At 67.3% G+C, this 24,267-nt stretch carries 22 protein-coding genes and 1 tRNA gene; 8 read left to right on the forward strand and 15 right to left on the reverse strand.

What is annotated here, in order from left to right; all coding sequences use genetic code 11:
* Entirely contained in the window at window positions 1–465 is a 465-nt protein-coding gene (locus BZF57_RS00220; RefSeq protein ID WP_086733402.1) for an ester cyclase, read from the reverse strand.
* Window positions 466–802: 337 nt separating this feature from the next.
* On the opposite strand from BZF57_RS00220, the gene BZF57_RS00225 reads away from it, so the two are divergent.
* Window positions 803–876, forward strand: a tRNA-Gly gene (locus BZF57_RS00225).
* A 124-nt stretch (window positions 877–1,000) separates the two neighbouring features.
* Here BZF57_RS00225 and BZF57_RS00230 read toward each other — a convergent pair.
* The 5 genes from BZF57_RS00230 to BZF57_RS00250 all read right to left on the reverse strand — a co-directional run bounded on the left by BZF57_RS00230 (window position 1,001) and on the right by BZF57_RS00250 (window position 7,342).
* Window positions 1,001–1,714 carry a haloacid dehalogenase type II gene (locus tag BZF57_RS00230; protein WP_086733404.1) on the reverse strand — a complete coding sequence of 238 codons (714 nt, stop codon included), beginning with the start codon at window positions 1,712–1,714 and terminating at the stop codon, window positions 1,001–1,003.
* The gene (locus BZF57_RS00235; protein WP_086733407.1) at window positions 1,714–3,987 is read right to left on the reverse strand and encodes a penicillin acylase family protein; all 2,274 of its coding nucleotides are present in this window, start codon (window positions 3,985–3,987) and stop codon (window positions 1,714–1,716) included. Before BZF57_RS00235 ends, BZF57_RS00230 begins: the two co-directional genes overlap by 1 nt.
* A gap of 119 nt (window positions 3,988–4,106) precedes the next feature.
* Entirely contained in the window at window positions 4,107–5,054 is a 948-nt protein-coding gene (locus BZF57_RS00240; protein WP_086733409.1) for a TorF family putative porin, read from the reverse strand.
* A gap of 261 nt (window positions 5,055–5,315) precedes the next feature.
* On the reverse strand, window positions 5,316–6,389 hold the full coding sequence (locus BZF57_RS00245) for an NAD(P)-dependent alcohol dehydrogenase (RefSeq protein WP_086733411.1): 1,074 nt from the start codon (window positions 6,387–6,389) through the stop codon (window positions 5,316–5,318).
* A gap of 158 nt (window positions 6,390–6,547) precedes the next feature.
* A complete protein-coding gene (locus BZF57_RS00250) occupies window positions 6,548–7,342 on the reverse strand; it encodes an SDR family oxidoreductase (protein ID WP_086733413.1) in 795 nt (264 codons plus the stop codon).
* A 146-nt stretch (window positions 7,343–7,488) separates the two neighbouring features.
* Here BZF57_RS00250 and BZF57_RS00255 point away from each other — a divergent pair, with 146 nt between their 5' ends.
* The 6 genes from BZF57_RS00255 to BZF57_RS00280 all read left to right on the forward strand — a co-directional run bounded on the left by BZF57_RS00255 (window position 7,489) and on the right by BZF57_RS00280 (window position 12,259).
* Window positions 7,489–8,529 carry a phytase gene (locus BZF57_RS00255; RefSeq protein WP_086733414.1) on the forward strand — a complete coding sequence of 347 codons (1,041 nt, stop codon included), beginning with the start codon at window positions 7,489–7,491 and terminating at the stop codon, window positions 8,527–8,529.
* 9 nt (window positions 8,530–8,538) lie between these two features.
* Window positions 8,539–9,924 (forward strand): alkaline phosphatase PhoX, encoded by a 1,386-nt coding sequence (locus BZF57_RS00260; protein ID WP_086733415.1) that lies wholly within the window; start codon window positions 8,539–8,541, stop codon window positions 9,922–9,924.
* Between the two features lie 9 nt (window positions 9,925–9,933).
* Window positions 9,934–10,497, forward strand: coding sequence for a hypothetical protein (locus tag BZF57_RS00265; protein ID WP_086733417.1), 564 nt, complete (start codon window positions 9,934–9,936; stop codon window positions 10,495–10,497).
* 119 nt (window positions 10,498–10,616) lie between these two features.
* The gene (locus BZF57_RS00270) at window positions 10,617–11,078 is read left to right on the forward strand and encodes a Dps family protein (protein ID WP_086733419.1); all 462 of its coding nucleotides are present in this window, start codon (window positions 10,617–10,619) and stop codon (window positions 11,076–11,078) included.
* 76 nt (window positions 11,079–11,154) lie between these two features.
* Window positions 11,155–11,781, forward strand: a complete 627-nt coding sequence (locus tag BZF57_RS00275) for a 6-phosphogluconolactonase (protein ID WP_086733421.1) — start codon at window positions 11,155–11,157, stop codon at window positions 11,779–11,781.
* Window positions 11,782–11,785: 4 nt separating this feature from the next.
* On the forward strand, window positions 11,786–12,259 hold the full coding sequence (locus tag BZF57_RS00280; RefSeq protein ID WP_086733423.1) for an NUDIX hydrolase: 474 nt from the start codon (window positions 11,786–11,788) through the stop codon (window positions 12,257–12,259).
* Window positions 12,260–12,410: 151 nt separating this feature from the next.
* On the opposite strand, the gene dinB is transcribed toward BZF57_RS00280, so the two are convergent.
* Window positions 12,411–13,541 (reverse strand): DNA polymerase IV, encoded by a 1,131-nt coding sequence (gene dinB / locus BZF57_RS00285; protein ID WP_086733426.1) that lies wholly within the window; start codon window positions 13,539–13,541, stop codon window positions 12,411–12,413.
* Window positions 13,542–13,668: 127 nt separating this feature from the next.
* Here dinB and BZF57_RS00290 point away from each other — a divergent pair, with 127 nt between their 5' ends.
* The gene (locus BZF57_RS00290) at window positions 13,669–14,928 is read left to right on the forward strand and encodes a multidrug effflux MFS transporter (protein WP_240505797.1); all 1,260 of its coding nucleotides are present in this window, start codon (window positions 13,669–13,671) and stop codon (window positions 14,926–14,928) included.
* Window positions 14,929–15,042: 114 nt separating this feature from the next.
* Here the strand turns inward: BZF57_RS00290 and BZF57_RS00295 are convergent, their stop codons facing one another.
* From BZF57_RS00295 to crtY, 8 genes are all read right to left on the reverse strand, one after another.
* Window positions 15,043–16,596 (reverse strand): acyl-CoA carboxylase subunit beta, encoded by a 1,554-nt coding sequence (locus tag BZF57_RS00295; RefSeq protein WP_086733430.1) that lies wholly within the window; start codon window positions 16,594–16,596, stop codon window positions 15,043–15,045.
* A 223-nt stretch (window positions 16,597–16,819) separates the two neighbouring features.
* Window positions 16,820–18,721, reverse strand: coding sequence for an acetyl/propionyl/methylcrotonyl-CoA carboxylase subunit alpha (locus BZF57_RS00300; protein WP_086733432.1), 1,902 nt, complete (start codon window positions 18,719–18,721; stop codon window positions 16,820–16,822).
* Complete coding sequence (locus BZF57_RS00305; RefSeq protein ID WP_086733434.1) at window positions 18,718–19,206, reverse strand: nuclear transport factor 2 family protein; 489 nt, start codon at window positions 19,204–19,206, stop codon at window positions 18,718–18,720. Before BZF57_RS00305 ends, BZF57_RS00300 begins: the two co-directional genes overlap by 4 nt.
* A gap of 132 nt (window positions 19,207–19,338) precedes the next feature.
* The gene (locus BZF57_RS00310; RefSeq protein ID WP_086733436.1) at window positions 19,339–20,292 is read right to left on the reverse strand and encodes a phytoene/squalene synthase family protein; all 954 of its coding nucleotides are present in this window, start codon (window positions 20,290–20,292) and stop codon (window positions 19,339–19,341) included.
* Window positions 20,293–20,300: 8 nt separating this feature from the next.
* Window positions 20,301–20,882, reverse strand: coding sequence for an LOG family protein (locus BZF57_RS00315; protein ID WP_086733437.1), 582 nt, complete (start codon window positions 20,880–20,882; stop codon window positions 20,301–20,303).
* Window positions 20,879–21,307 (reverse strand): endonuclease domain-containing protein, encoded by a 429-nt coding sequence (locus tag BZF57_RS00320; RefSeq protein WP_086733439.1) that lies wholly within the window; start codon window positions 21,305–21,307, stop codon window positions 20,879–20,881. The genes BZF57_RS00315 and BZF57_RS00320 overlap by 4 nt, the downstream gene beginning before the upstream one ends.
* 50 nt (window positions 21,308–21,357) lie before the next feature.
* Complete coding sequence (locus tag BZF57_RS00325) at window positions 21,358–22,914, reverse strand: phytoene desaturase (RefSeq protein ID WP_240505798.1); 1,557 nt, start codon at window positions 22,912–22,914, stop codon at window positions 21,358–21,360.
* A complete protein-coding gene (gene crtY / locus BZF57_RS00330; RefSeq protein WP_086733441.1) occupies window positions 22,911–24,158 on the reverse strand; it encodes a lycopene beta-cyclase CrtY in 1,248 nt (415 codons plus the stop codon). Before crtY ends, BZF57_RS00325 begins: the two co-directional genes overlap by 4 nt.
* Between the last annotated feature and the right edge of the window lie 109 nt (window positions 24,159–24,267).

The raw sequence follows: 24,267 nt of genomic DNA on the forward strand, positions 1-24,267 counted from the left end.
TTACTTCAGGATCAGAGGGGCGAGCACCGGGGCCATCAGCATCTCGAATTCGAGATTGGTGGCCGAGACGATGTTCTCGACGATGCGCCCATCCCTGAGCCGTGCGACGTGGGTCTCGTCGAACAGGATGACGCGATTGGTGGGCTCGATCCCGAAATAGGCACCGGCGTGGCGCTGGCGCGAATGGAAGCGGGTGACGACCCGGTCTCCGGCGGCGAACTGGTCGATGATTTCGACCGGGCTTTCGGCGGGGAAGGCGGCGACGAAGCCGGTGATGGTGGCCTTGTACTCCTCCGCCCCGTCGATCGGGCCGGTGGGCTTGAGGCCGGTGATCCCCTGCACATCGGGCGCGAGGGTGGCGTCCGCCGCGGCCAGATCGGCGGTGCCGAGGAATTCGGTGATGAAGCGGGTGACGGTGGCGAGATTGGCGGCTTCGGTGGCGGTGGGGGCGAGGGTGTCGGGCATGGCTGTGCTCCTTGGCGAGGCTCTCCTGCGCGCCGCTGGGGCGGATGCGGGGAAGGGGGCAAGGCTGGCCGATAGCAGAGCATTGTGACCGTGACGCGACACGGGAGGCTCGGTATCGGCAGGGTGCCCGACACGCAGCTTCGCGCAGACCCCCCCCTAGACCCCCGCCAGACCCCCTCCAGCCTCGCCTCGCTACCGTCTAGCGCGGTCTCGCCCCCTGCCAGCCTGCCACTCGCACGGCCGTTTCACGTGAAACACCACTCCCGGCAGGACCGGCGCAGGAATCGGATATTGACCGCCCGCCCGGAATCATGGCAAGCGCCGCCCACCGCAGAACGCGGGTGTAGCTCAATGGTAGAGCAGAAGCTTCCCAAGCTTACGACGAGGGTTCGATTCCCTTCACCCGCTCCATTCCCCTACGGGTCATTCCGCGGCTTCCGGTTCCGTTGTCCTCGCTGCGCTCGTTCAGCGTCGCGCTGCGCGCGGCGCTTCCACCCGCTCCAACTTCCGACATTGCAGGCAAGTAGGCTAAGCGTCAGCACCCCAGCTGGTCGGCGAGGTTGGTGAGGCTTGTTGCGGACCATTCCCAAGCCTGTTCGTGGTGCGCATCGGGGGCGGGGGCGCCGCCGTATTCGTCGGGGCGGTCGACATAGGCGCACAGCAATCCGCACGCCCGCGCGCCGGCAAGGTCGCCGTGATGCGCAGCGACGAGGCACAGCTCTTCCGGCGCCAGGCCAAGCACTTCGGCGGTGTGGAGATAGGCGCGGCGGTCAGGCTTGTAGGCTCCGCTGACCTCGGCGCCGAGGATCGCGTCCCACGGCAGGCCGGCGCGGCGGGCCATTTCCAACAGCAGCGCGATGTTGCCGTTGGACAGGGTCACGATCGGGAAGCGCGTCTTGAGGCGGGTCAGCCCCGCGAGAGTATCGGGCCAGGGATCGAGCCGGTGCCACGCGCGGTTCCACTCGGAAAGCAGGCCCTCGTCCAGCCCCGCCGGGTCGGCGCCCCATTCGCGCAAGGTGGTCTCGAGCATCTCGCGGTGGAGCACGTCCAGCGGCACGAAGGCGCGGCCCGATTTCCGCATCCCGATCATCGCCGCGATATACTGCGCCCGCCAGGCATCGGCGAAGGCGGCGGGATCGCGCTCGCCGAGGCCGATCTCCTTGAGAAACAAGGCCGATTCGCGGGTGATGCTGGTGCGCCAGTCGACCACCGTGCCGAACACGTCGAAGGCGAGCGCCTTGGGCAGCATCACTCGGCGATCCGCTTGGGCTTGCCGATCGCCTCGGCCGCGATCGCCTTGGCGGTGAAGGGCAGGCGGTGCCACTGCTTGGCCGAATAGGCGCGGGTCTGGTCGTAGGCGTGGGGTGAGGCCGGGTCGGTCGATTGCGAATAGCTCAGGATCGCGTCGGCGACCGGGCCCTTCTCGTCGAAGCCGACGATCTGGATGTAGCTCGTCCCGTGGCGCGGGATCAGCTTGCCGTTCGCGGCGCGGTCGGACTCCTGCATGTTGAGGATGCCGAGCCAGCCCGGGCCGTCGTGGATCGGGATCGCCTCGTTGCCCGCCATCACCAGCTGTTCGTCGCCCCAGCGCGAATCGAGCGCCATGCCCTGCTGTTCCATGGTCGTGACCACCGATTCCAGCGCGGCGAGCAGCTGCGCGGCATTGTCGCCCCCCGTGCCGAGATCGCGCGGGGTGCCCACCGGATCGGCCGGATCGAAGGGCACGGCCCACAGCCCCTTGATCCCGCCGATCGCCTGCCAATAGGCACGGAACAGGCGCGCGCCGCGGCTGTCGGCTTCGAAGCGGCGGTCCCACTTGGCGAGCACCGCACAGCCCCTTGCGGCGGCGCCCTCGGCTTTGTCGCACAGGGTGAGCAGTTCGGGGAGGACCAGCTCCGCCGCGAGGCTCTTGTTGGCAAAGGCGTGCGCCTCGGCCCGGGCGTGGTCGATCTTGCCGCCTGCCACCAGCGCCGCGGTTTCCGTGAAGTTGGAACGGGTGCGCAAGGACCGTGCGGTCGCATACTTGCCGAGGATCGGCGACAATTCGCGGTGCGGGAAGGCGGGGTTGCTGATCCAGTAACTGTCGTTCGAATTGGTAAGCCAGCTCTTCACCACGGTCGCCGCCTGATCGCTCGCGGGCATCAGGCCGGGGACAGGCGTGCCGGCGGCGGCGTCCCAGTCGCAAGCGGCCTTGCTGCCATCGAGCAGGATCGCGAATTCGGCAAACAGCCCGGCGATGGGCGTGGCGCAGGTCTTGGCTTTCGCCGCCGAGACATTGGGGACCGCGGTCACATCGGCGTGGAGCGCGTCGCCGTAGCGGTCGGCGGCGATGGTGTTGACCCAGGGGATACCGAGCGTCTCGCTGACGGCGGCCTTGATCTCGCCGACGTTCTTCGCTTCGCCGATGCGCAGCCAGGTCTCGATCCCGCGCTGGTTGCCGCGGTTGGCGTCCTTGAGGGCGAAGGCGGTCTGCTTGCTCCAGGTGATCCCGCGGTCGGGCACGATGAAGACCGGGCCCCAGCGGGTGGAATACAGCGTGCGGGTCACGGGCGCCGCGCCGCCGGGCATGGGGACGGTGACGGTCTGCGCCGCCATGGCCTCGCTCTTGCCGTCGACCATGTAGCGGGTGGGATCGGCCGGATCGATCGCCAGCTGGTAGAGCGTGAAATGCCGCGCCTCGGTGACGGTGTGGGTCCAGGCGACATCCTTGTTGAAGCCCAATGTCGGCATGGGCGTTCCGGCCAGCCCGACGCCCATCACCTCGTAGCCATCGGGGCCCTTGACGTGCATCTGCCAGAAGCGGCTCGGGCCCTTCCACGGGAAGTGCGGGTTGCCGATCACCATGCCGCGCCCATTGGCGGTGACATCGCTGCCGAAGGCCCAGCCATTGCTGCCAATGCCGAGCTCCTTGGGATCGGGCATATTGATCGCGACCTTGGGCGCGGGGGTGCCCGGAGGGGCGGCATTGGCGATCGCGGGGGCGAGGTTCAGCGAGCTCGCCAGCAGCATCTGCTTCTCGTTGAGGCGCAGCATGTCGTCGGTCGTGATCGGGCGCACCCAGTCCTTGCCCCGGCACGCGGCGGGGATGCCGTCCGCCCCCGCATCGCGCAGGAAGCGGTTGTAGCCTGCGACATAGCCCGCCATCAGGTCCTGCACCCGCGGTGTCAGGCTTTTGGCGCCTGCGCGCAAGGCGTCGAGATCGATCACCGAGCGGAAGAACACGTCGGAGGAGAGGTTGTCGACCTCCTCGAAGCCGAGCACGGCCTTGCCGTCCGGGCCCCAGAACCGCGACCTGTCGCCCGCCACGGTGGCGAACTCCTCGGCCAGCATGCACAGGTTGTCCTCGGCATAGGCATAGGCGACCCCGTAGCCGACGCCGCGCCAGTCGCGTGCTTCGATATGCGGGATGCCGAAGGTGGTGCGGGTGATAGTCGCCGCATAGCGCTTGCCCGCAAGGGCTTCGCTCGCCGGGGCCACCACAAGCGCCGCGGCCGTCGCCGCCCAAACCGCCATCCGCTTCATTGTCTCTCTCCCGTCACCCGCTTCGGGTTGCGACGGGAAACCTATCGGGCAGGCGCGCAAAAGGAAAGGGGCGCCCCGCCGCGCTGGCAGGACGCCCCTTCCTTGTCGTCAGAGCCGGATCAGAACGATGCGGTGACCGAGAACACCACGGTCGCATCCGAGATCGAGTTGCCCGCCAGCGTCGCGAAGTTCGGACGGATGGTGGCCGCTTCGGCTTCCGAGATGTCGGTGTCGACATAGGCGGCCGACAGGGTCAGGCCCGAGATCGGCACGATGTCGATGCCGAGCAGCCAGTCCCAGTAGGTCCCGGTCGGCGCGACGCTGGTGCCGTTGGGGCCGAGGCCGGGGTTGCCGTCCGAATAGCCGATGTGGGCCTTGAGGGTCACCGGCGCGCCGTCGATGGCGTAGGTGGCATCACCCGCGAGGTAGAGGTTGTCTTCCTTGTCGCCCGGATCGACGGTGGGGCCGACGGGGTCCCAGTTGCCCAGCGCTTCCTGGGAGGGCGCGTAGGCGACGGTGCCGGTCAGGCCGATCGGGCCCACAGTGCCCGAAAGCTTGGCGTAGAGTTCGGCGAAGTCGGTGTTGTCTGCGCCGCTCGGGTACATGTACCAGGTCAGGCCCGCATCGAGCGTGCCTTCGCCGACCGGCAGCTTGAAGCCGGCGACCAGGTCGAGCTCCATGTTGGCGCCGCCGAAGGTGCCCCAGCCCGCGAGGTTCGAACCCCAGGTGCTGACATAGAAGCCGCTTTCGTGGGCGATGGTGAAGCCGCCCTGCACGGCAAAGCCTTCATCCGACTGCGAGACACCGCGGAAGCGGTAGTCCGACACGATCGCGGCCGAGCCCGAGATGGTGATAGCGGGGGTGTCTTCTTCCTGACCGGTGGCTTCGGCAAGGTTGATCGGCGCGATGGCCGGGGTGCCGAGGGCGGTTTCGGAAACGGTGATTTCGGTTTCGGTTTCAGCGGCCGGGCCGACGTTGGCGGCGGTTGCCTCACCAGCGAAAGCGGGCGTGGCAAAGCAAGCGGCGAGAGCGACAGCCGAGGCGGCCGATGCGAAACGAATGGACATAAGGAACGCTCCATGAAGAGGTTTGGATCGTTCCACCTGCGCGGCGTGCAGGACTTTTTTTCCGAAAGACTCGGGTTCCCGTCACGTCGCTGACATAATCCTCCATGCTGCACCTGCGCACAAAGGTTATGTGAAAGGCGTATCTGATATTAGGTTGTTGCGTGGCTTTCGTGCCACACCTTGGAATATACCTAAGGCGGGGGCGGGGCGGGGTCGATACGTCAAGCATCCACCCCCGCCGCGCGCCGTTCCGCTGCGGGCCTAGGCGCTCTCGCGCAGGCTCTCCATGTCGATCACGAAGCGGTATTTCACGTCGCTCGCCTCCATCCGGTCATAGGCGGTCTCGATGTCCTGCATCCGGATCACCTCGATATCGGGGAGGATGTTCTTCTCGGCGCAGAAATCGAGCATTTCCTGCGTCTCGGCGAGCCCTCCGATGCCGCTGCCGGTGAGGATCTTGCGCCCCAGCAGCACGCCGGTGTGGATTTCCGGCATCGGCCCGATCAGCCCGACCAGCACCTGCACCCCGTCGATCCGCAGCAGGTGGAGATAGGGCACGACATCGTGGCGTACGGGAATGGTGTTCAGCACCATGTCGAAATAGCCGCGCTTGGCCTTCATCGCGGCCTTGTCCTCGGTGTTGAGGAAGGCGTGGGCACCCAGCTTCTCGGCATCGGCGCGCTTGCTTTCCGAGCGGCTGAGCACGGTCACTTCCGCCCCCATTGCAGCGGCGAGCTTCACTCCCATGTGCCCGAGGCCGCCGAGCCCGGCGACCGCGACCTTGCTACCCGGCCCGACCTTCCAGGTGCGCAAGGGGGAGTAGGTGGTGATCCCCGCGCACAGCAGCGGAGCGGCCTCGGCCATCGGCAGGCTGTCGGGCACCTTGAGAACGAATTCCTCTCTGGCCACGATCCGCTCGGAATAGCCGCCGAAGGTCAGGCTGCCGTCGCGCCGGTCCTTGCCGTTGTAGGTGCCGGTGTTCCCGCCATTGAGGCAGTATTGTTCGAGGTCCGCCTCGCAATGCGCGCATTCGAGGCAGGAATCGACCATGCAGCCGATCGCCACCCGGTCGCCGACCTTGTGGCGGGTCACGCCTTCGCCGACGGCGGTGACGGTGCCGACGATCTCGTGCCCGGGGACGATGGGGTAGGTGGTGAACCCCCAGTCGTTCCTCGCCGAGTGGAGGTCGGAATGGCAGATGCCGCAATGGCTGATCTCGATCAGCACATCGTCGTGGCGCAGGCCCCGGCGGGTGATTGCCATAGGCCCCACGCCGCTATCTGGCGCGGTCGCGCCATAGGCTTTGGTGGGGTATTCGTTGGTCGCGGTGGCCATTGGAATTTCTCCTCGTCATTGCGAGCGGAGCGGCAGCGAAGCTGGCCTATGGGCCAACCAATCCATGGACCTTACCGACTTCGTGCTTGGAAAGGTCCATCGATGGATTGCCACGTCGCCTTCGGCTCCTCGCAAAGACGACGTGGGGAGAGGTTGAACTACTTCGGCGGCATCCGGATCGCCCCGTCGAGCCGGAACTGGTGGCCGTTGATGTAGCTGTTGCGCGCGATCTCGAGCACCAGCGAAGCGAATTCCTCGGGCTCGCCCAGGCGCTTGGGGAAGGGGACGGAGGCGTTGAGCTGCGCCCACATCGGCGGGTTCCTGTCCTTCATCCCCAACATCAGCGGGGTGGCGAAAATGCCCGGCATGACCGAATTCACGCGGATGCCGAGGTCCATCAGATCGCGCGCCATCGGCAGGACGAGGCCGTTCACCCCCGCCTTGCAGCTGCCATAGATCACCTGCCCGATCTGCCCGTCCTGCGCCGCGACGCTGGCGGTGAGAATGATGCACCCGCGCTCGCCGTCGTCGTTCACCGGATCGGCGTTGGCCATGCCCAGCGCCGAGATGCTGGCAATGCGGTAGCTGGCGACGAGAATGCCTTGCGCGCCGAAGGCATAATCCTCGGTCGAGAGGCGCTTGTAGGCCCCGCTTTCCTTGTCCCACCCGAGGGTCTTCCCCCGGCGGCTCGCCATCGCGCAGTGGAGCGTCACGCGTTCCTGCCCGTGGGCGGCGCGGGCGGCGGCAAAGCCTGCCTCGACGCTGGCCTCATCCATGATGTCGACATGGTGGAAGGTGCCGCCGATCGCCTTGGCGTGGGCCTCGCCCGCCTCGCCGTTGATGTCGAAGATCGCGACCTTGAGGCCCGCATCGGCAAAGGCCTGCGCGCTCGCCTTGCCGAGGCCGCTCGCCCCGCCGGTGACGACCACGGCCATGCCCGGTTCGAGTTTCATGCTGCTGTCTCTCCCTTGTGTGTTTTGCCTGTGGCTAGGCCTTTCGCGGCCCCCGCGCTAGCTCTCCAATTGCAGCATCGCACGGTCGCCTGATTGTCATGGAAGCGATTTACGGGACGGCCCAGACTGACCGAGGGGCCTTCCACATGATCCGATCATTTCACGCCGCCACGCTGCTCGCCGCCGCCGGGATGCTGACCGCCTGCGCCACCGTTCCCGCCATCACCGGCGACCCCGCCGTCACCGTCACAGCGCGGGCCGAGACCCCGCCCGTAGGCACGGCGCGCGAGGATGCGGCGGACGATCCGGCGATCTGGCGCAATCCGGCGAACCCGGCGGCGAGCCTCGTGGTGGGCACCGACAAGAAGGGCGGGCTCTACGTCTATGATCTCAAGGGCGCGCAGAAGCACTTCATCCCTGCGCCCGGCCTCAACAATGCCGACCTGATCGAGCTGTCTGACGGCCGCGTGCTGGTGGCGGCGAGCGACCGCAGTGACCTGACGAAGGTGCAGTTGTTCCTCGCCCTGCTCGACACGGCGAGCGGCACGCTGAAGCCAGCGGGTAGGATCGTGGTCGGCCCGGGCGAGGGCTACGGCATCTGCATGGTCAAGCCTGCGGGGGCGGGCGGCATCGTCGCCTTCAGCGCGCCCAAGGGCGGGACGATCTACAAGACCGTCATCACCGGGGCGAACGGGGCCTTCGTGGGCACCACCACCACCCTCGCGCAGATCCCGACCCAGACCGAAGGCTGCATCGCCGACCCGCGCACCGGTACGCTCTATATCGGGGAGGAAGACGCAGGCATCTGGGCGATAGACACCGCGACCGGCGCCAAGCGGATGGTCGCGCCTGTCGACAACAGGATGCTGGTCGCCGATGTCGAAGGTCTCGCCATCGCGCCCGAGGGCACGAGTGGCGGCTATCTCGTCGCCTCCAGCCAAGGCGACAATGCCTACGCCGTCTTCCGCCTGCCCGAGGTGACGCCGGTGGGCCGCTTCCGCATCGCGGCGGGCACTTTCGGCAGCGTCGAGGAGACCGACGGGATCGAGCTCGACAACCGCGATTTCGGGCCGGACTTCGCAGGCGGGCTGTTCATCGCGCAGGACGGGCAGAACGCGCCCAAGGCGCAGAACTTCAAGTTCGTGCGCTGGGACGAAGTTCTTGCTGCCCTTGGCGAGCGGAAGTAACCCCCTGCCATGACTCTCCCGATCGCTTCGTCCGACCGCCGCGGCTTCCTCGGCGCCACCGCCTCCGCCTTTGCTGCCCTCGCCGCGAGCGGGTGCATGAGCCGCACGGCCGGCACCCCCGCCACTTCTGCGGCGCGGCCGGCGGCCGGCGGCTTTGCCGGGTACGGCGCGCTCAAGCCAGATCCGGCCGGCTTCCTCGATCTGCCGGAAGGTTTCTCTTACCGCGTCATCTCTCGCCTGGGTGACAGGATGGACGACGGCGGCACCGTGCCCGACCGCGCGGACGGCATGGGGTGCTTCGACCTCGGGCCAGATGAAAACGGAAACCCCGAGATCGCGCTGGTGCGCAATCACGAATTGCAGCCCAAGCATGACGCGGGCGGGCCTATCGCCAAGGGCTATGGCAAGCGCGAGGGCGCCTTCGTCCCGGGCGGTACCACCACCATCGTGCTCGACGCGAAGACGCTTGCCGTGAAGCGCCAGTTCCGCAGCCTTGGCGGCACGATCCGCAACTGTTCGGGCGGGGTGACGCCGTGGGGCAGCTGGCTCACCTGCGAGGAAGCGCCGACCGGCCCCGGCCAGCCCTATGGCGATGGGCTCGAGCAGAACCACGGCTGGGTCTTCGAAGTCCCCGCCGCCGCGAAGGGCCTCGTCGATCCGGTGCCCCTCAAGGCGATGGGCCGCTTCAACCACGAGGCCGCGAGCGTCGATCCGGCGACCGGCATCGTCTATCTGACCGAGGACCGCGACGACGGGGTGCTCTACCGCTTCCTCCCCAAGACCCCCGGCCGGCTCGCCGAGGGTGGTCGTCTGCAGGCGATGGCGGTCGAGGGGATCGCCGATACCCGCAACTGGAACAGCCCGGCGATGGCGGTGGGCAAGCCCTACCGCGTGAGCTGGGTCGATCTCGACGAGGTCGAGGCACCCAAGGACGACCTGCGCCAGCGTGCGGTCGCCAAGGGGGCGGCGCTGGTGGCGCGGGGCGAGGGTCTGCACATGGGCGTGAAGCGCGGGCAGTCCGAAGTCTTTGCCTGCTGCACTAGCGGCGGGGCGAAGCAGCTCGGCCAGATCCTCAAGCTGACGATCGGCGGCGCAGGCCAGCCCGATACGGTCACGCTGTTCTTCGAGAGCGAGAGCACCGAACAGTTCAACTTCGGCGACAACCTCACCGTCGCCCCCTCTGGCCACCTGATCGTGTGCGAGGACCAGTACACCGACGTTGTCGACAACCACATCCGCGGCATCACCCCCGATGGCCGCGCCTACAACCTCGCCAAGCTGCACGCGCAGACCGAGCTCGCCGGCGCGTGCTTCTCGCCCGACGGGCGTACGCTGTTCGTCAACGCCTATGGCCCGGCGGCGACGCTGGCGATCTCGGGGCCCTGGGCGGCGTAAGCACGGCAGGTGGACGGTTTTCTTCTGGCACTGCTGCTGGTCTTCGCGCTCGCTTGCGGCGGGCGTGACCAGCGGATGGTGGCGCAGTGGGCCGATACGCTGGGGCAGAGCATGCAGCTGCTCACTGTGGCGGTGCTCTCCGCCTGCGTGAGCGCGGGCGTCATGGCCTATGTCGGTGCGGAATTCGCCGCGATGCTCCCCCGCAAGGCCGCGCAGATGCTGGTCGCCTTCGCGCTCGCCATCGCCGCAGCCGAGCTGGCGCTGCCGGTGCGGCAGAAACCCGCGAAGGAGCCGACCCGTTCGCTCGCCGCGCTCGGCATCGTGCTGCTCGCAAGGCAGATCGGGGACGGGGCGCGCTTCGCCGTCTTCGCGCTCGCGGCGTGGGCTGCGCTGCCGCTGACCGCCGGTCTCGGCGGGGCGCTCGGCGGCGCGGCGGCTGTGTCGCTGGGCTGGGGCGCGGGCAGCGCTGCCCTCGCGCGGCTACCCCTGCGCGCCATCCGCCTCGCGCTCGCCCTGTGCCTCGGCATCGCGGCGCTCTTTATCGGCATGGATGCCCGTTTCGCCGCGTCCTGATCGCCTGAAGCGATTACCGTCCCCAAGCTTTTGCCGAAACCTGATCCATGTTCGCGCATTGCTTTAACGACCATATAGGCGGCGTAACTGCTGCTTCCCCTCCAGCAAAGGAGCCACACATGGCCAATACCAAGGACAATTCGAAAGCCGCGCTTGTCGCGGAGCTCAACGGCCTCCTCGCCGATCACTTCGCGCTCTACATCAAGACCAAGAACTTCCACTGGCACGTCAAAGGCCCGCGCTTCCACGATCTGCACTTGCTGTTCGATGCGCAGGCGACCGCGGTGCAGGGCCAGATCGACGTGATCGCCGAGCGCGTGCGCAAGCTCGATGCCGATACGCTGACCTCGGTCGGCAGCGTGGCAAAGGCGAGCGCGATCAAGGATCAGGACAAGACCTCGCTTTCGGCCGAAGAGATGATCGCCGAGCTGATGGCCGACAACCAGGCCGTGGTCGCGCGCCTCAAGGCGATGAAGGACCTGACCGAAGAGGCCGGCGACAATGCCACCGACGGCCTCGTCGACGACTGGACCGACATGGCCGAGGAACGCGTGTGGTTCCTGCGATCGCTGCTCGCCTAAGCGCACCGCCCGCATAGCTATCCATGAAAGGGCCGTCCCCATTGCCGGGGGCGGCCCTTTTGCTATCAGGGCAGGCATGGGTGACATCACGATCTTCGAAGGCGCGAACCGCACGGCGGTGGCCGGCTGGCTGCTGGGGCGGCTGAGCGAACAATCCAGCGGGGGCGGCGCGATCACCATTCCGGGCGGCTCGACCCCCTTCCCGATCATCGCCGCGATGATCGAATATGGCGGGATCGACTGGGCGGACTGGGAGGTGTGGCCGAACGACGACCGCATCGTGCCCGAGGATCACGAGGCCTCGAACACCGGCAAGATCCGCGAGATGCTCGCTCCCGCCGGCGCGCGGATCGTGGCACTGGCCGAGGACGCCGCTCCGCCGCATTTCGCGCTGACCTGGCTCGGCATGGGGCCGGACGGGCACATCGCCTCGCTCTTCCCCAACACCGACCCGCAGGTGGACGACGCGCAGGTGGTGCGCCGCCTGACCCCCGATCCCCTGCCGCCCCATGCGCCGTTCGACCGGATCACGCTGACTATCCCCGCTCTGCTCGCGACCGACGCGATCCTGTTCACCCTCGGCGGCGCTGCGGACAAGCGCGCGGTGTTCGACGCAGCGGCGCGGGGCGAGCATGACCTTCCCGTCGCCCGCCTGCTCGCCGCGGCCCGCGCGCGCGGCATCCCGGTCACGGTCTTCGCCTGAGCCGATGCAGAACCTCCTCCCCGCCCCGCTCCACCGTGCGCTGATGCCGATCGCCAATTGGGTGCGGCACCATTGGCGGCGCTGGCGCAGGACACCGCTGGCGGGGGTGAGCGTGATCGTCACCAATCTTGCGGGCGATGTGCTGCTGCTCAAGCATTCCTATGGCCCTGCGGTGTGGAGCCTGCCGGGCGGCGGGCTCGGCCGGGGCGAGGATCCGCTCGAGGCCGCCCGCCGCGAGGTGCGCGAGGAACTCGGCGTGGAACTGGCGCGGATCGAGCCGGTCGGCGTGATCGAGGAGGAGCTGTCCGGCTCGCCCCACACCGCGCACATCTTCGCAGGCGTCTGCGATCGCCAGCCCCGACCCGACCGCCGCGAGGTACTGGAGGCGCGGTTCTTCCCCTCTCACTCGCTCCCCGAGCCACTGGGCCGCACCACCCGCAACCGCATCTCGGTGTGGCGGGCGAGGGGCGTGGGTTGATCCTAATCTCCCCTCCTCTTCAGAGGAGGGGCTGGGGGTGGTGGCGCGGCGCGTCAGCGTCGCGCGTGCCATACGGCACCACCCCGCTGCGACTAGCGAGCAAGCTCGCAAGTCTCGCGACCCTCCTCTAAAGAGGAGGGCGAAACCGGGCTCACAGCAGCCGAAGCTGCGCTTCATCCCTGGCCGGCTTGTCGTCCTCCGCGCCCTCCAGCCCCGACAGCGTCAGCCCCATCAGCCGGATCGGCCCGCGCAAGGGTAACTCGGCCTCCAGTAGCGCGCGGGCGAGCCGGGCGAACTCCTCGCGCCCGTTCACGTAATCCGGCAGCGAGGTCGCGCGGGTCATGATCTGGAAATCGGTGAACTTCATCTTGAGCGTCACCGTCCGCCCCCGCGCCTGCGCCGCCTCGATGCGCTCCCACACGATGGCGATGATGTTCTCGAGCGTCTCGCGCAAGGCGGCGCCGCTGCCGATGTCCTCCGAGAACGTCCGCTCTCCGCCGACCGATTTACGGATGCGATGCGCGGCGACCGGGCGCAGGTCGATGCCTCTCGCCGCGCGGAACAGGTAGTCCGCCATGCTGCCGAAATGCTGGCGCAGGAAGGCGATGTCCTTGGCTGCGAGGTCCGCGCCGGTCGCGATGCCGAGCTTCTGCATCCGCTCCTCGGCCTTGGGGCCGACCCCGTGGAACCGCCGGATCGGCAGCCCCGCGACGAACTGCGCCCCCTCGCCCGGGCGGATCACGCACAGGCCATCGGGCTTGTTCTGGTCGCTCGCGAGCTTGGCGAGGAACTTGTTGTAGCTCACCCCCGCGCTCGCGGTCAGCCGGGTCTTGGCGCGGATTTCCTGCCGGATCAGCTCGGCGATCCGGGTCGCGCTGCCGATGCCGAGGCGGTCGTCGGTGACGTCGAGATAGGCTTCGTCGAGGCTCAGCGGCTCGATCACCGGGGTGTAGTGCTCGAACACCCGGCGGATCTGGCGGCTCGCCTCCTTGTAGGCATCGAAGCGCGGGCGCACGAAGATCAGCTCGGGGCACAGGCGCTGCGCCGTGACCGAGGGCATGGCGCTCCTCACCCCAAACTTGCGCGCCTCGTAGCTCGCCGCCGCGACCACCCCGCGCCCGCCCGCTCCGCCGACCGCGACGGGCTTGCCCTTCAATTCCGGATTGTCGCGCTGTTCGACGCTGGCGAAGAAGGCATCCATGTCGACATGGATGATCTTGCGCAGCCCCAGCTCGCCCGCGCGCGCATCATCGCCGGTATCTGACGGAGCCCGATCACTCATGCCTTGCAAATAGAACCTTGCATCGCCTGAAGGAACTGTTGCTGGAACCATTCACTCCAGATGCCATTTTGTGCAGATGCGAAAAGAACAGTGGTCTTCCGGCGAGCCGATGGGCAAGGGGCCCGCGATGGCAACCTCTCTCGCCTCCCCTCCTGCCGCGAATCCGTCCGCCCGCAAGGCGCTGGGTGAGCGCGAGCTGATGTGGATGATGGCGATGCTGATGGCGCTCAATGCCTTCGGGATCGACGCGATTCTCCCCGCGCTCGATTCGCTCGCCGCCGATCTTGCGGTGCCGGGCAACGACCGGCAGTTCGTGATCGGCGTGTTCCTGCTCACCGGCGGCATCGGCTCGCTGGTGCCGGGCGCGCTGGCCGACCGCTTCGGACGGCGGCCGATCCTGCTGGGCTCGGTCGCGATCTACATCGTCCTCTCGCTGCTCTGCGCGCTCGCGCCGAGCTATGACGCGCTGATCGCGGTGCGCGCGGTGCAGGGCTTCTTCGCCGCCGGGATCGTCGCCCTGCCGCCCGCGATCATCCGCGACCGCGTGGGCGGCGACAAGATGGCGCGGATGATGAGCCTCATCTTCGTGATCTTCCTGATGGTCCCCGCGATTGCGCCCACCATCGGCGAGGGCATCCTCCAGACCTTCGGCAGCTGGCGCGCGATCTTCGCCGCGATGGTGGGTCTCGGCCTGCTGATGGGCACCTGGGTCTTCATCCGCCTGCCTGAAAGCCTGACCGAGGCGAACCGCCAGCCGATCGAGGTGCGCCGCATCGCCCGCAACATGGGCCGCGCGCTCACTCTGCCGAGCACCTTCGGCTACGTGATCGGTTCCGCATTGGTGTTCGGCGCGCTGTTCGGCTTCATCAATTCCTCGCAGCAGCTCATCACCGAGACCTTCGGCGCGGGCGACATCTTCCCCAAGGTCTTCGCGATCTGCGCCGGATCGATGGCGCTGGCCAGCTGGTCGAACTCGCGCATCGTCGAGCGGTTCGGCGCGCGGCGGGTGAGCCACACCGCTCTGTTCGGTTTCATCGCCGTGAGCGCGGCACAGGTGATGTTCGCCTTCCAGCCCGAAGAGAGCCTGTGGCAGTTCGTGCCCCTGATGGCGATCAACATGGCGCTGCTCGGCTTCATCGGCAGCAATTTCGGCGCGATCGCGATGAACCCCTTCTTCGAGACCGCCGGTGCGGCAAGCAGCGCGCACGGCTTCGTGCGCATGACCATGGCCTCGCTGCTGGGCGGGGCGATCGGCTACGCCTTCGACGGCACCGCGCGCCCGCTGGCGCTCGCGCTGCTGGCAAGCGGCCTTGCCTGCCTTGCTCTGGTGCTGTGGAGCGAGAAGGGCAAGCTGTTCGGTCCGTCGGATGCGGAGCTTTCGCGCTAAGCCCCTTGCTCGTCATTGCGAGGAGCGATGCGACGCGGCAATCCATCGTCCGCCGTCACCCGGCCGCACCATCGGTTCATGAATTGCTTCGCCGGCGGCTCGCAATGACGAAGTCTAGGCGTCCACCCCAAGCCTCCGCCACGCCAGCCCCGCGAACTCGCATAGCAGTGGTCGCGTATCGCGCGGGTCGATGATGTCCTCGACATTGAAGCGCTCGGCGCTGCGGAAGGGCGAGGTTACCTTCGCCAGCCTTGCGCGGATTTCTTCCAGCAGCGCTTCGGGATCGTCTGCGGCTTCCAACTCCGACTTGTAGGCGACTTCCAAGCCGCCCGCGATTGGGAGCGAGCCCCAGTCGCCGCTCGGCCAGCAATAGCGGTATTGATACCGCTCGGCATTGCTCATGGCGCTCCCGGCGATACCATAGGCCCGGCGCAGGACGACGCTGGCGAGCGGCACCGTCGCCCGGTAGATCGCGTTCATCGCATTGACGCCGTAGCGGATCGTCCCCGCCATTTCCGCCTCGCGCCCGATCATGAAGCCGGGGTTGTCGACGAGGTGGACGATCGGCAGGCGGAACTGGTCGGCGAGCCTTACGAACCGCTCGACCTTCTCGGACGTCTTGGCCTCCCACGATCCGCCGAGGTAGCTGGGGTCGGAGGCGATGACGAAGACCGGCCAGCCATCGAGCCGCGCCAATGCGGTGATCGCCGCGCGGCCCCAGTGCTTGCCGATCTCGAACACGGTGCCGTGGTCGAAGACATGATCGAGACAGCGGCGCATCGAATAGACCTGCTTCTCCTCGCGCGGGACGAGGGAGAGCAGTGCTTCCTCGCGCCGGTCGGCAGGGTCGCCGGTTTCGATGCGGCGGGCGGGCTGGCCGACATATTCGGGCATGAAGCTCAGGAAATGCCGCGCCCGGGCGAAGGCCTCGGCTTCGCTGGCGACCTCGTCATCGACCACGCCGTTGCGGGTGTGGATCGCGCTGCCGCCGAGGGCCTCCTTGGCCTCCTCATGATTGGCCGCGCCGCCCTTGTAGGCGTCCCCCAGCCCGTCGACCACCGCAGGCCCCGCCGCGAAGATCTGCGAGAGGCCCTTCACCATGACCGAATAGTGGCTCGCGACCGTCCGCGCCGCGCCGAGACCTGCCGTGGGGCCAAGCGCTAGCGCCACCACCGGCACGGTGTCGAGATTGGTCACCACTTCGCCCCAGCCGGGCACCGCGGGGATATAGGTCGCGCCGATCTGCTCGAGCGTCTTGACCGAGCCGCCGCCGCCCGTCCCGTCGATCATGCGGACGATGGGCATCTTGAGCTGGTGCGCCATCATCTCGGCCTGCACCATCTTGCGCGCGATCCCCGCGTCCGCCGCGCCGCCGCGGATGGTGAAATCGTCGGCGGTCGCGACCACGGGGCGGCCATTGATCAGCGCCTTGCCGAAGAGGAAGGGGGCGGGGGTGACGCCTTGCAGATCACCGTTGGCGTCATACTTGGCGCTGCCTGCGATCTTGCCGATCTCGCGGAAGGAGCCCTCGTCCACCAGCGCCGCGAGCCGCGCGCGGGCATCCATCTTACCCCGCCCATGCTGGCGCGCCACCTTGTCCGCGCCGCCCATCTGCTCGGCCAGCGCCTCGCGGCGGCGCAGTTCTTCGAGTTCCTTGGCCCAGGTCATTCCCTCTCCCCAACCCTCGTCATTGCGAGGCGCCGCAGGCGACGCGGCAATCCATCTCCGGACGGTGCGCCCTGTAGTGAGGTCAGGTGATGGATTGCTTCGCTCACGCTCGCAATGACGAAAAGAGGGTGACCCCTATCGTCATCCCAGCGGAAGCTGGGACCTAGGGCCTCGTGGTGCTGCGCTTGCTGCCCTAGGCCCCAGCTTTCGCTGGGGTGACGGGTTATTCCGAAGCAGGCACCACCCGGCACAGCACCGCCTCGACCTGCACCTGCCCGCCCGCGCTGACGGCCAGCCCCTCGACCACCCCGTCGAAGGGCGCGGCAAGAGCGTGTTCCATCTTCATCGCCTCGAGCACCATGAGCCGCTGCCCGGCGGTGACCGTCTGCCCCTCGGCGACATCGACCGCGATGACCTTGCCCGGCATTGGAGCGATGATGGCGCCGTCGGCGGCGGAGGCTGCTCCCGACCCTCGAATATCCTTCCGAAATTCGAAGTAGAGGCCCTCGTCAAATATGGCGACAGTCTCACCGGTGACGTAATGCAGAACTGCGTTGTCACGCTTGAAACTCTTGCGATCAATCAGCTTGCTTTCCGAGCCGTGGTAGAGAACCACGGTCTCACGCGACGGCGCGTTTAACCGCAGGCCCGTTCCCATCCCTTCGCGTTCCGTGTCGTCAACTCCGTCGAGATAAAGCCGCGCAGCCATTTCCCAATGGGCATCCGCAGGCTCCATCTTCGGAATGAGGGCATCCTCATTGTCCTGAATGAAGGATGTCGTGAGCTTGGCGTCATAGAAATCGTCATGCTCAAGCGCGTTGCCGAGGAACGGGGCGTTCGAACGAACCGGCCAGATTTCGGTCAGCCGCGTCAGTGAAGCCAAATTCTCGATAGCGATTTCACGCGTGCTGCCATGCGCCACCAGCTTTGCGATCATCGGATCGTAGAAGGGCGAGACGGTGTCACCTTGCTCGACACCCGTTTCGATCCTGATCTTTGCATCGGGCCAGAGATCGAGGTGGTCTTGATTGAGGTCCAGCCACTCCAACCGCCCCGTGCTCGGCAAGAACCCCTTCGCCGGGTCCTCCGCATAGAGCCGCGCCTCGATCGCGTGGCCGTTGATCTTGAGGTCTTCCTGCTTGAGCGGGATCGGCTCTCCGCTCGCGACGCGCAGTTGCCATTCGACCAGATCGACTCCGGTGATCTCCTCGGTGACGGGGTGCTCCACCTGAAGCCGGGTGTTCATCTCCATGAAGAAGATGCGGTCGGCGCGCAGGCCCTCGCTGGCATCGGCGATGAATTCGATCGTGCCTGCGCCCTCGTAATCGACCGCCTTGGCCGCGCGCACGGCGGCGGCGCAGATCGCTTCGCGGGTCGCTTCGTCCATGCCGGGGGCGGGGGCTTCCTCGATCACCTTCTGGTGGCGCCGCTGCAATGAGCAGTCGCGCTCGAACAGGTGGACGACGTTGCCGTGGCTGTCGCCGAAGACCTGTACCTCGATATGGCGTGGCGAGGTGATCCACTTTTCCAGCAGCACCTCATCATTGCCGAAGCTGGCCTTGGCCTCGCGGCGGCAGGATTCCAGAGCAGCCACGAAATCCTCGGGCGCATCGACCTTGCGCATCCCCTTGCCGCCGCCGCCCGCGACGGCCTTGATAAGCACGGGGTAGCCGATCGCCCCGGCCTCCTTGGTGAGGCGCTCGACCGACTGGTCCGAACCGTCATAGCCCGGCGTCACCGGCACGCCCGCCGCGCGCATCAGCTGCTTGGCCGCGTCCTTCAGACCCATCGCGCGGATGCTCGAGGGCTTGGGGCCGACCCAGATCAGGCCTGCATCCAGCACGGCCTGTGCGAAGTCGGCGTTCTCCGAGAGGAAGCCGTAACCGGGGTGGATCGCATCCGCCCCGGTCTGCTTGGCTGCCGCGATGATCTTCGCGCCCACCAGATAGCTTTCGGCCGCGGGCGAGGGGCCGATGTGCACCGCCTCGTCGGCGCTGCGCACATGCAGCGCCTTGGCGTCGGCGTCGGAATAGACCGCGACCGTCGCCACGCCCATCGCGCGCGCGGTGCGCATGATCCGGCAGGCGATCTCGCCGCGGTTGGCGATCAGGAGCTTGGTGATCATTGTGCCGGTGCCTCCGGCGCGCCGAGGCGCTCGCATTCGCTGGCGGGCTCCATCGTGAAGCTGGTGTTGGCGACTTTCCACACACCCTCGCGCTTCACGAGGCTGAGCGAGTCGATCCCGCAATGCGTGGTCTTGCCCCCCGCCATGAAGCGATACGGCCCCCACACCTGCGCCATGTCGCCATCGACCAGCACGGTTGAGTAGACCATCCCCTCCCACAATCCGGGCGGGGACTTGAGCCAGTTCTGAAGGTGCTGCGCGACCGGAACGACGATCACCTCGGGCGCGGCGGGGTCCATCCGGTCGTGGATGTAGATCATGCCGGCCGGGTCCATCGTCGCGGCGAGCGCGGTCTTGTCGGGACTGGCGAGCGCGGTGAAGAACGCCTCGGCGGCGGCGATGACGTCGGCCTGTTCCTTGGCGGTGTCCTGTGCGGCGAGCGGCGCGGCGGCGAGGGAGGCGGCGGCTGTGAGAAGGATTTTCATACCGCCTCGCTAGCCCACATTCTTCGTCATTGCGAGCCGCAGGCGAAGCAATCCATCGACTAACCTCGCGTCCCGCACGACCGCAATGTCGTGGATTGCCGCGTCGCCTTCGGCTCCTCGCATTGACGAGGTTTAGCCCTTAGGCCGGTAATCCGCGATGCCCCAGTGGATCCCGCCCTCGGGCATCTTCTCGCGGTTGAGCACAGCCGAAAGGAACGCCCGCACGCCGTAGAGCGCCTTCTCGCCGCGGGGCACATAGGTGCGGCTGTTCCACGCCTCGGGCCCGCGGGCGCGGACCTTGCGGCCGATCGCGCCGTAGATGCGCGCGGCCGAGAGCACCGCCCAGCGGCTGCGGAAGGGGAGCTTGGCCGCGCCCACCCGCGCCGCCGCCTCGTGCTTCTCCACCAGAGCCACCAGCCGTGCGGCCATTTCGGCGAGTTCCTTGCGGTGATGCGGCTTGGTGTGCTGGCCGGGCTCGATGTCCTGCTCGACCAGCCACTCGACCGGCAGATAGCAGCGCCCGGCCGCGTCATCCTCGACGATGTCGCGGGCGATGTTGGAAAGCTGGAAGGCGAGGCCGAGATCGTTCGCGCGGTCGAGCGTCTCCTGATCCTGCGGCGAGACGCCCATCACCACCGCCATCATCACGCCGACCGCCCCCGCGACATGGTAGCAGTAGCGCAGCATGTCGGCCTCGGTGCGCGGGCGCCAGTCTTCGGCGTCCAATTGGAATCCGGCGATTACGTCCTCGGCCATCTGCGGGGTGAGGCCGACTTCGGCCGCGACCACGCCGAGCGCGTCGAAGGCCGGATCGCCCGTCGGCTGGCCTTCGAAGGCGAGGGCGGTGAGGCGGCGGATGTGGGCGAGGCGGTCGGCGAGATCGCTCTGGTCGCCCAGTTCGCCGCCCAGTTCCTGGTTGTCGGCGATGTCGTCGGCGCGGCGGCACCAGGCGTAGAGCAGCCAGGCGCGCTCGCGGGTCTCCTTGTCGAACAGCCGCGCGGCCGCCGAGAAGCTCTGCGAGCCGTGCTTGATCGTCAGCCGCGCATGCTCGACCAGCGCGGCGCGGGTGGCTGCATCGACCGCCATGCGCGTGCCTACAGCTCCTCGGCCTTCATGCGGAAGATCGGGGTGTGGGGCACATAGGCGGCCATCTTCTCCAAGAGATCGGGGCAGGTCTCGGCCGCGATCAGGATGTTCTGGTGCGCAGGGCGCACGAAGCCGACCTCGGCCATCTTGGCGTTGAAGGCGAGCAGGTGGTCGTAGAAGCCGAAAGCATTGAGCAGGCCCACGGGCTTGGAGTGGTAGCCCAGCTGCGACCAGCTCATCGCCTCCCACAGCTCGTCCATCGTGCCCACCCCGCCGGGGATGGTGACGAAGCCGTCCGACAGGTCGGTGAAGCGCTGCTTGCGCTCGTGCATGCCCGAGACGGTGACGAGTTCGTCGCAATCGTGGTTGGCGACTTCGGCCTTCACCAGATGCTCGGGGATGATGCCGATCACCTCGCCGCCATTGTCCTTGGCACCCTTGGCGACCGCGCCCATCAGGCCAAGCTTGCCCCCGCCATAGACGAGGCCGATGCCCCGGCGGGCAAGCTCCGCGCCGACATCATGGGCGAGCTGGATGTAACGCGGATCCTCGGGCGAGGCCGAGCCGCAATAGACAGCGAGGCGTTTCATGCTTGATCCTCCCCTGCAAGGAGAGGGGGACCATGCGGAGCATGGTGGAGGGGCGAGCAGGCCATCGTCTTCATTCTTTCATCGCAGATTTGCACCAGCCGCCTAACCACAGCCTCGATATCTTCAAGCACAAGTTTCGCCGGAATGCGCGTGGTGGCAATTCCGTTGTCCCGAAGGAACTGCGAGCGGGCGGCGTCCTTGGCGATCACCGGGGCACTGTCGTGCGCTCTGCCATCCACTTCGATCGCCAGTCGCGCCTTGGAGCAGAAGAAATCGAGTACGTAGATCCCGGCAGGGTGCTGTCGGCGGAACTTGTGGCCGCCCGGGCGCGTACGCAAGGCTTGCCAAAGGGCGATTTCTGGCGGGGTCATTTCAGCGCGGAGCTTGCGGGCGAGTTTGACGGTGTCCTTCTGGCCTCTGATCATAGCTCGCCCCTCCACCACCTTCGGTGGTCCCCCTCCCCTGAAGGGGAGGATTACCGTACCGCCAAGTCCTCCAGCATCAGCCCCGCGGTCGCCTTCGCGCTGCCGACCACGCCGGGAATCCCTGCGCCCGGGTGCGTGCCCGCGCCGACGAGGTAGTAATTGTCGATCACGTCGTCGCGGTTGTGGCCGCGCAGCCAGGCGCTCTGCCACAGCACCGGCTCGAGGCTGAAGGCGCTGCCCATATGGGCGTTGAGGTCCTGCTTGAAGTCCTTGGGTGCGTAGCTGAACTTGGTGACGATCCGCGAGTGGATGTCGGGGATCAGGCGCCGTTCCAGCTCGTCGAGGATCATCTTTTCGAGACGCGGGCCGACCTGGTCCCAGTCGAGCGGCATCTTGCCCATGTGGCTGACGGGGACGAGCGCGTAGAAGGTGCTCTTGCCCTCGGGCGCCATGCTCGGGTCGCTGACGGTGGGGTGGTGGAGGTAGATCGCGAAGTCCTCGGGCACCACGCCGTTCTTGTAGATGTCGTCGAGCAGGCCCTTGTAGCGCTTGGCGAACAGGATCATGTGGTGCGGGATGCCGGGCCAGGTGCCCTCCAGCCCGAAGTGCACCACAAAGAGGCTGGGCGAGAAGCTCTTGCGGCCGAGGCTCTTGGCCATCTGCTTGCCGCGCGCGCTCTGCGACATCAGGTCCTTGTAGGAATGCATGATGTCGGCGTTGCTGGCGACGGCGTCGAAGCGCTGGCGGAAGCCGCTCTTGGTCTCGACCTCGGTAGCCTTGGTGCCGAGCGTGTGGACCTGCATCACCGGATCGCCGATGCGGACCTTGCCGCCCAGGCGCTCGAAGTGGCGCACCATCCCCGCGATCAGGCGGTTGGTGCCGCCGCGCGCCCACCACACGCCGCCGTCCTTTTCCAACTTGTGGATCAGGGCGTAGATCGAGGAGGTGTTCATCGGGTTGCCGCCGACCAGCAGCGTGTGGAAGCTCAGCGCCTCGCGCAGCTTCTCGTTCTCGACATAGCTCGAGACCATCGAATAAACAGAACGCCACGCCTGTTCCTTGATCAGCGCAGGGGCGGCCTTGAGCATCGACTTGAAATCGAGGAACGGCTTGGTCCCGAGCTTGAGGTAGCCTTCCTTGTAAACCCGCTCGGAATATTCGAGGAAGCGCGCATAGCCCGCGACATCGGCGGGGTTGAGCTTGGCGATCTCGGCGTTGAGCTGCGCCTCGTCGTTCGAATAGTCGAAGTTGGTGCCATCGGGCCAGTTGAGGCGGTAGAAGGGCATGACCTTCATCAGCTCGACATCATCGGCGATGTCGTGGCCGGTGAGGCCCCAGAGTTCCTTGAGGCAATCGGGATCGGTAATGACCGTCGGCCCGGCGTCGAAGGTGAAGCCGTCCTGCTCCCAGAAATAGGCGCGCCCGCCCGGCTTGTCGCGGCTTTCGATCACCGTGGTCGCGATGCCGGCCGATTGCAGCCGGATCGCCAGCGCGAGGCCGCCGAAGCCAGCGCCGATCACGCAGGCGGTGCGGCCTTCGTAGCGCTGCGCGATGGCAGGGTTCACGCCCTTGCCGGGCGTAAGGTTGAGCTTCGCATCGGCGTTCATGCCGGGGTCTCCATGTTGAGAGGCTTGCCTGAGGAAAACAGCGCGCGGATGGCGCGGGGGATAGCTACGGGCGGCTTGCCCGTCAGGATGCGCAGCCGGTCGGGCCAGGTCGAGCGGCCGGCGTAGAAGCGCTCCACGAGATTGCCTTTCAGTGCGTAGAAGTGTTCGAAAACGACCACGCGCTTGCCCGGTTCCGCGGCCTCGAACAGCATGCGGCTGAGCATCCGGTAATAGGCGGTGGCGCGCCAGTGGCGCTTGGCACGGCGCGCGCAGAAGGCGGCGAGCTCTGCGCCCGTCAGCTGCGGGCGGCGCGCGATCAGGCGCGCGATGGCGAGCGCATTGTCGACCGCGAAGGGCAGGGTGTAGCTGGTCAGCGGATGCGAGAAGCCCCCGCGCGCGCCCGCCAGCGCGACGCCGGGGATCGCGACCTCGGCGGTGGCGGCAGCGAAGTCTCCGCCAGAGATCACGGGCAGGATTCCCGCCTCCTGATCGATCACTTCGCCCTGCCACCCGTTGCGGTGGGCATATTCGGCGACCCGGCCCTTGAGAATGTCGGCGTCCATCTTCGGCTGGTCGGCATAATAGGTGTCCTCGATGAACACCTCGTCTTCGCTGAGCGGCAGGACATAGACGAAGCGGTAGGCCTCGCCATTGCCGTGAGGAGCCACCTGATCGACGCTCGCATCCATGATGACGGGGCGGGTGAGGCCGTGCGGCTTGGCGCACTTGAAGTGCTGGCCGAGGAACACCTGCCAGCCCCCGGCGAGCGCCTTGGAAGACTTGAACGGGCGGCAATCGATCACGCGCTTTGCCGCGACGCGGGTGCCGTCCGAGAGCGTGACGCCGTCCGCATCGAGGCTGGCGGCCTTGGTCTCCAGCATGACGCGCTCCGCCGGAAGCTCGGCGACCAGCGCGCGGTGGAACTCGGCGCTGGCGAGCGAGCGGTAGGAGGTCGGCAGGGTGCGGCCATAGGCGGGGAAGGTGATGTCATAGCCCTCGTCCCAGCCGTTGAGGGCAAAGCCTGCCATCAGCGCGCGTTCGCGTTCGGGAATGTCGGTTTCGAACCAGCTCCAGCGGTGGTGCCCGCCAAGTGTCCGCCCCGCCTCGATCACCACGAAGCGGCAATCCGGCGCATGGCGATGGAGCGCCAGCGCGATCAGCCCGCCTGCCAGTCCGCCGCCGACGATCACGACGTCATGCGGGGCAGCGTCAGGGGTGCCGGGGCTTTGCGGGGAATCGACCATCGTCCCCCGCCCTAGGGCAGGTGTGCCCGATGGGCAATCGAATGCCACGATTGCGATGTTGCAACATTACGCGGAAACATTAGAGCGGCCCTGCGTTTCGCCCCCGAAT

Origin of the sequence: Erythrobacter colymbi (genome assembly GCF_002155685.1) — a bacterium.
Lineage (GTDB): Bacteria > Pseudomonadota > Alphaproteobacteria > Sphingomonadales > Sphingomonadaceae > Erythrobacter > Erythrobacter colymbi.

What these genes read in the sequence shown, in the direction of transcription:
- BZF57_RS00220 (WP_086733402.1), bottom strand. Translation starts at nt 465, where the DNA reads ATGCCCGACACCCTCGCCCCCACCGCCACCGAAGCCGCCAATCTCGCC.
- BZF57_RS00230 (WP_086733404.1), bottom strand. Translation starts at nt 1,714, where the DNA reads ATGCTGCCCAAGGCGCTCGCCTTCGACGTGTTCGGCACGGTGGTCGAC.
- BZF57_RS00235 (WP_086733407.1), bottom strand. Translation starts at nt 3,987, where the DNA reads ATGAAGCGGATGGCGGTTTGGGCGGCGACGGCCGCGGCGCTTGTGGTG.
- BZF57_RS00240 (WP_086733409.1), bottom strand. Translation starts at nt 5,054, where the DNA reads ATGTCCATTCGTTTCGCATCGGCCGCCTCGGCTGTCGCTCTCGCCGCT.
- BZF57_RS00245 (WP_086733411.1), bottom strand. Translation starts at nt 6,389, where the DNA reads ATGGCCACCGCGACCAACGAATACCCCACCAAAGCCTATGGCGCGACC.
- BZF57_RS00250 (WP_086733413.1), bottom strand. Translation starts at nt 7,342, where the DNA reads ATGAAACTCGAACCGGGCATGGCCGTGGTCGTCACCGGCGGGGCGAGC.
- BZF57_RS00255 (WP_086733414.1), top strand. Translation starts at nt 7,489, where the DNA reads ATGATCCGATCATTTCACGCCGCCACGCTGCTCGCCGCCGCCGGGATG.
- BZF57_RS00260 (WP_086733415.1), top strand. Translation starts at nt 8,539, where the DNA reads ATGACTCTCCCGATCGCTTCGTCCGACCGCCGCGGCTTCCTCGGCGCC.
- BZF57_RS00270 (WP_086733419.1), top strand. Translation starts at nt 10,617, where the DNA reads ATGGCCAATACCAAGGACAATTCGAAAGCCGCGCTTGTCGCGGAGCTC.
- BZF57_RS00275 (WP_086733421.1), top strand. Translation starts at nt 11,155, where the DNA reads ATGGGTGACATCACGATCTTCGAAGGCGCGAACCGCACGGCGGTGGCC.
- BZF57_RS00280 (WP_086733423.1), top strand. Translation starts at nt 11,786, where the DNA reads ATGCAGAACCTCCTCCCCGCCCCGCTCCACCGTGCGCTGATGCCGATC.
- dinB (WP_086733426.1), bottom strand. Translation starts at nt 13,541, where the DNA reads ATGAGTGATCGGGCTCCGTCAGATACCGGCGATGATGCGCGCGCGGGC.
- BZF57_RS00290 (WP_240505797.1), top strand. Translation starts at nt 13,669, where the DNA reads ATGGCAACCTCTCTCGCCTCCCCTCCTGCCGCGAATCCGTCCGCCCGC.
- BZF57_RS00295 (WP_086733430.1), bottom strand. Translation starts at nt 16,596, where the DNA reads ATGACCTGGGCCAAGGAACTCGAAGAACTGCGCCGCCGCGAGGCGCTG.
- BZF57_RS00300 (WP_086733432.1), bottom strand. Translation starts at nt 18,721, where the DNA reads ATGATCACCAAGCTCCTGATCGCCAACCGCGGCGAGATCGCCTGCCGG.
- BZF57_RS00305 (WP_086733434.1), bottom strand. Translation starts at nt 19,206, where the DNA reads ATGAAAATCCTTCTCACAGCCGCCGCCTCCCTCGCCGCCGCGCCGCTC.
- BZF57_RS00310 (WP_086733436.1), bottom strand. Translation starts at nt 20,292, where the DNA reads ATGGCGGTCGATGCAGCCACCCGCGCCGCGCTGGTCGAGCATGCGCGG.
- BZF57_RS00315 (WP_086733437.1), bottom strand. Translation starts at nt 20,882, where the DNA reads ATGAAACGCCTCGCTGTCTATTGCGGCTCGGCCTCGCCCGAGGATCCG.
- BZF57_RS00320 (WP_086733439.1), bottom strand. Translation starts at nt 21,307, where the DNA reads ATGATCAGAGGCCAGAAGGACACCGTCAAACTCGCCCGCAAGCTCCGC.
- BZF57_RS00325 (WP_240505798.1), bottom strand. Translation starts at nt 22,914, where the DNA reads ATGAACGCCGATGCGAAGCTCAACCTTACGCCCGGCAAGGGCGTGAAC.
- crtY (WP_086733441.1), bottom strand. Translation starts at nt 24,158, where the DNA reads ATGGTCGATTCCCCGCAAAGCCCCGGCACCCCTGACGCTGCCCCGCAT.